This is a genomic window from Oscillatoria sp. HE19RPO, assembly GCF_024220515.1.
GTDB lineage: Bacteria > Cyanobacteriota > Cyanobacteriia > Cyanobacteriales > Laspinemataceae > Laspinema.
On the sequence record NZ_JAMXOT010000501.1, the window covers coordinates 1 to 2074 of the forward strand.

A 2074-nucleotide genomic window follows, 5' to 3' on the forward strand; every position below is an offset into this window, starting at 1 on the left:
TCCGGATTTATCGATGTTTACCTACGCTTAAATCCAGAAGAACAAGCCCTATTTCAAGCACAATTGAGTACCATTTTACCCCAAGAACAGGAGGGAGTCATGGAAATTGTCACCAGTTGGATGGAACAAGGAATCGAACAAGGACTCGAACAGGGGATGCGGCAAGCAACGGTTTCCCTGGTTCAACGCCAACTCAATCGCCGTTGCGGGGGCATTTCTCCCGAGTTAGATTTGGCAGTCCAACAGTTATCAACTCCCCAGTTAGAGGAGTTGAGCGAGGCCCTATTGGATTTTACCAGTGAAGCGGATCTCGTCGCCTGGTTGAACGAAAGAACCGAGGGTTAATGGATTGGGTGCGTCAGCAGATATTTGCTGACGCATTCATGCAAAAACCTGTCAGAATCAAGGATTAAATCTTGGATTTTTTAGGAAGTGACAGATTTATCCATAACCGGAGGGAATTTATAGAATTTCCCAATCTTCAAGTTTTAAATTTTGAATCCTTTTAAATTCTTGAGTATTATGAGTGACTAAGATGAGATTGTTGGCTAATGCGATCGCCGCAATTTGAAAATCATAAGGACCGATAGGAGTCCCTAGCCTAGAGAGTTAAGCGCGAATTTCTCCATAAACCTTGGCTGATTTCCCCTCGAATGGTAAACTCATATATTGGGAAAAAAATAATTCATATAAAGCGAGATTTTGTTCTTTTTTGGCACTGCGACAAGCTCCATAATACAATTCGGCCTTGACCACAGCACACAAACCAATATTTTGACGAAGAGTAGTTTTAAATTTATAACTGACATTTTCACTGCGCCCCGTTAAATATTGAATACAAGTATTTGTGTCCAATAAATAAATCATGGCTCAACATCCCAAATTCTGCGATCGCAATCTCCTAAATCTTCTCTAACCCAAGGTTCTCCTTGCCATTTTCCAGCCGTTTTCTCAAAAAAATCAGCCTGATACCCTAAGTCTTCTGGAGTGGGCATTGGTTCTTGAGAAGAATCAATAATAATGTCTAGTTCTTGATTAGCAAATTCTGGAGGAAGTTGTAAAAAGAGCTTACCTTCCGCATCAACCTTAGATTTGAGTGTGAGTTTCATAATTGCCTTAACCCTATCTAAACAGTTTACCCAGGTTTCTACTAGGATATCGATACAGGATTAGTTAAAAGGCACTAAAAATCAGGTTTTTGTGCCAGATTAGTTACTCCTGAGCAGCGATTTGAGTAGAACCCCGGTTGTCTACTCTCTACTTGCAAGCCGAATTAAGTAGCATTTTACCCCAAGAACAGGAGGGAGTCATGGAAATTGTCACCAGTTGGATGGAACAAGGAATGCGGGAAGCAACGGTTTCCCTGGTTCAGCGCCAACTCAATCGCCGTTGCGGAGGCATTTCTCCCGAGTTAGATTTGGCAGTCCGACAGTTATCAACTCCCCAGTTAGAGGAGTTGAGCGAGGCCCTATTGGATTTTACCAGTGAAGCGGATCTCGTCGCCTGGTTGAACGAAAGAACCGAGGGTTAATGGATTGGGTGCGTCAGATAAACAGGCGATCGGTTTTATCGAGATGTTTGCTGACGCACCTGACCGAGTGAGTATGTCCCCTTGCAATGTTCGTAGTGACTCCTTGATTGATTCCTTTTAATCGCATCCCTAAAGGGGTTACTACAAACATTCGTGAGGCGATCGCTAATTTTTTATCAACTATTTTTAACAAAAACTCCCTCTCTAACTTGACAAATTACCCCCAAATTAAACCGAAAATATATCCTAAAAAAACCACCCAATTTGATAGTAAAATAAAACACAATATCAGAACTGTAACCCCCATCAAATCTCCATGATAGACCACGATCGCCTATTCAAAGAACTCCTAGAAACCTTCTTGCCCGAATTCTTGGAACTGTTTTTCCCCGAACTCTGGAACGCCCTAGACCCGGACTCCTTATCCTTCCAAGATAAAGAACTCTTTACCGACATCACCTCGGGGGAGAAATACGCAGCGGATCTCGTCATCCGAGCCCAACTGAAATATGGGAAAATCCCCATCCTGATTCATCTGGAACA

5 protein-coding genes and 1 pseudogene are annotated in these 2074 nt (G+C 42.6%); 3 read left to right on the plus strand and 3 right to left on the minus strand.

Annotated elements, in window-relative coordinates; translation table 11 throughout:
• Positions 1-345, plus strand: a 345-nt coding sequence (locus NG833_RS30135) for a DUF4351 domain-containing protein (protein ID WP_254568946.1), incomplete at its 5' end; no start/stop codon positions are given.
• Between the two features lie 264 nt (positions 346-609).
• Here NG833_RS30135 and NG833_RS30890 read toward each other — a convergent pair.
• Together NG833_RS30890 and NG833_RS30145 are read right to left on the minus strand one after the other, a co-directional pair.
• Positions 610-867, minus strand: a complete 258-nt coding sequence (locus NG833_RS30890) for a type II toxin-antitoxin system VapC family toxin (RefSeq protein ID WP_309143903.1) — start codon at positions 865-867, stop codon at positions 610-612.
• Positions 864-1109, minus strand: coding sequence for a hypothetical protein (locus tag NG833_RS30145; RefSeq protein ID WP_254568947.1), 246 nt, complete (start codon positions 1107-1109; stop codon positions 864-866). Before NG833_RS30145 ends, NG833_RS30890 begins: the two co-directional genes overlap by 4 nt.
• Before the next feature lie 137 nt (positions 1110-1246).
• Here NG833_RS30145 and NG833_RS30150 point away from each other — a divergent pair, with 137 nt between their 5' ends.
• Positions 1247-1531, plus strand: a complete 285-nt coding sequence (locus tag NG833_RS30150; RefSeq protein WP_254568948.1) for a DUF4351 domain-containing protein — start codon at positions 1247-1249, stop codon at positions 1529-1531.
• Between the two features lie 13 nt (positions 1532-1544).
• On the opposite strand, the gene NG833_RS30155 is transcribed toward NG833_RS30150, so the two are convergent.
• Positions 1545-1724, minus strand: coding sequence for a hypothetical protein (locus NG833_RS30155; RefSeq protein WP_254568949.1), 180 nt, complete (start codon positions 1722-1724; stop codon positions 1545-1547).
• A gap of 123 nt (positions 1725-1847) precedes the next feature.
• Between NG833_RS30155 and NG833_RS30160 the strand changes: the two are divergent.
• Positions 1848-2074, plus strand: a pseudogene (locus NG833_RS30160) (DUF4351 domain-containing protein); the annotation flags it as partial.